This is a genomic window from Mesorhizobium sp. M1E.F.Ca.ET.041.01.1.1 (assembly GCF_003997355.1).
Classification (GTDB): domain Bacteria; phylum Pseudomonadota; class Alphaproteobacteria; order Rhizobiales; family Rhizobiaceae; genus Mesorhizobium.
This window is the reverse complement of the sequence record NZ_RZSL01000769.1, coordinates 1-2,371: the sequence shown is the minus strand read 5'-3', so window position 1 is coordinate 2,371 and position 2,371 is coordinate 1. Positions and strand designations below refer to the sequence as shown.

2 protein-coding genes and 1 pseudogene are annotated in these 2,371 nt (G+C 64.7%); 2 read left to right on the top strand and 1 reads right to left on the bottom strand.

Features of this window, described 5'->3' with window-relative positions; all coding sequences use genetic code 11:
- Positions 1–183 (top strand): annotated as a pseudogene (locus EOA38_RS33875) (ABC transporter permease); the annotation flags it as partial.
- Between the two features lie 35 nt (positions 184–218).
- A complete protein-coding gene (locus tag EOA38_RS33870; RefSeq protein ID WP_126101591.1) occupies positions 219–1,271 on the top strand; it encodes a substrate-binding domain-containing protein in 1,053 nt (350 codons plus the stop codon).
- Between the two features lie 329 nt (positions 1,272–1,600).
- Here the strand turns inward: EOA38_RS33870 and EOA38_RS33860 are convergent.
- A partial coding sequence (locus EOA38_RS33860; protein ID WP_145966207.1) for a D-alanine--D-alanine ligase family protein occupies positions 1,601–2,371 on the bottom strand: 771 nt, incomplete at its 5' end.

Here is a 2,371-nt window from a genome sequence, read left to right as displayed (position 1 = left end):
GTGCTCGGCGCCGCCAAGCCCAACGCCTTCGGCACGGCCGTCGGGGCGGTGTTCGTCGGCGTCCTGCTGCAAGGCCTGACGATGATGAACGCCCCTTATTACACGCAGGATTTCGTCAAGGGCGCGGTTCTCGTCGTCGCCCTTGTCTTCACCTTCGCCCTTTCCGGCAGGGGCAAGAGATAGTTTCGACCGGGGCATAAACAACGGAGGAAATCGACGTGAGCATCACAAGAAGACTTTTGGGGAAGGCCGCTCTCGGCCTCGCGGGCGCGGCGCTGCTGATGCAGGGTACGGCACTGGCGGCGGACCGCCCGGCACCGTTCGACAAGCCGGGCGTCAAGATCGCGCTGGTGCGGTACCTTTCGACCGGTGACTTCTTCCAGGCCTATCTCTCCGGCGTCGAGGCGCAGGCCAAGGCGCTCGGCGTCGACCTGCGCGTGCTGGACAGCCGCCAGGACGCGGCCCTCCAGGCCGACATGGTCGATCAGGCGATCGCGCTCGGCGTGCAAGGCATCATCATCCAGCACGGCCTGACGGAATCCATGAAGGACGCCGCCCAGCGCGCGGTCGACGCCGGCATCAAGGTCGTCGCCTTCGACGTCAATGTCGAGAACCCGAAGATCCCACAGATCGAGCAGTCCGACCGTGACCTCGCCCGCCTCGCGCTCGAGCAGGCGGTCACGGACAATGGCGATAGCTGGAAGGCCGGCTATGTCTATGTCGCCGGCATCGCGCCGCTCGACCGCCGCAACGAGACCTGGGTCGACGTGAAGAAGAAGCATTCGGGCATCAGCGAGGTCGCCATGTTCGGCACGCTCGACAACCCGATCGCCAACTCCGTCGCCAACCAGGCGCGCTCGGTGCTGCAGGCGCATCCCGACATCAAGGTGATGTTCGCGCCCTATGACGAGTTCGCCAAGGGCGTGAAGATCGCCGTCGACGAGGCGGGCCTCAACAAGGGCATCAAGATCTATTCGGCCGACATCTCGACCTCCGACATTGCCGCGATGCGTGAGCCGGACAGCGCCTGGGCAGCGACGGCCGCCACCAACCCGGCCGTCGTCGGCCAGGTTTCGGTGCGCGCGCTGGCGCAGTTGCTCGCCGGCGAGGATCCCGGTCACAACGTCATCGTGCCGCCGACGCTGATCACGCAGAAAGAGCTCGTCGACAAGGACATCAAGAACATGGAGGATCTGTCGGCCAAGCTGCCGCAGTTCGCCCATGCCGATGTCGCGATGCCGGCCTGGATGCCGAACCCGAACGCGAAGTAGGCTGGTCTGAAAAGCGCTATTGGCAACATTAGAAACGTCGCGCCGCCCCTCATCCGCCTGCCGGCACCTTCTCCCCGTATAGTGACGGGGAGAAGGGGATGGCCGCGACCTTGGCGCCTTTCCTGCAACGCTGGAGATTGGCGAAACCATCGATGACAGCGTCTTTCTCCCCGTCACTATACGGGGAGAAATGCCCGGCAGGGCAATGAGGGGCGGCGCCGACCGACGAAATATGATCAGAGCGCCTCGCGTGAGGCGGTTTCAACGTGGCGTGCTTTAGTGATCAGTGAAAAGAACGGCTCTCGGGCCGCTCTTTTTTCATCCGTCCTTCAGGCCGATCGCGCGGCGCGGGCCAGCCCATGCGCCACCAGCCGGTCGATGACCTCCGGATAGCTGACGCCGCTTGCCGCCATTGCCTTGGCGTACATGCTGATGTTGGTGAAGCCAGGAATGGTGTTGAGCTCGTTGACCAGGAACGTCATGTCCGGCATCAGGAAAAAGTCGACACGCGCCATGCCGTCGCAACCGACGGCTCTGAAGGCCCTTGCGGCCATGTCGCGCATGCCTTGCTCGACCTCCGGCGGCAGTTCCGCCGGCACGATCAATGCCGCGCCGTTTTCGTCGATGTACTTGGCATTGTAGTTGTAGAATCCGTGACTTTCCGCGGGCACGATCTCGCCCGGCCGCGAGACGAAGAGTTCGCCCGCGGGATCCTCCAGCACGCTGTATTCGATCTCGCGGCCCCGAACGAATTCCTCCGCCAGCAGCTTGCGATCGTGCTGGAAGGCTTCCGCGAGCGCTCGATCGAATTCCTGGCTGGCGTTGACCTTTGCGACGCCGACCGACGAGCCTTGGCGCGCCGGCTTGATGAACAGTGGCAGGCCAAGCTGGTCCTCGAGAACGGCGAGGGAAGGCGCCGCTCCCTCGTGGATTGTCACCGAGCGCGCGACAGGCACCCCCGCCGCCTTCAGAAGCCGCTTGGCGATATCCTTGTCCAGCGCAGTGGCCGAACCCAGGATGCCGCAGCCGACGAGCGGCACGCGCGCCACTTCGGCCAGGCCTTGCACCGCCCCGTCCTCGCCATGCAGGCCGTGCAGGAC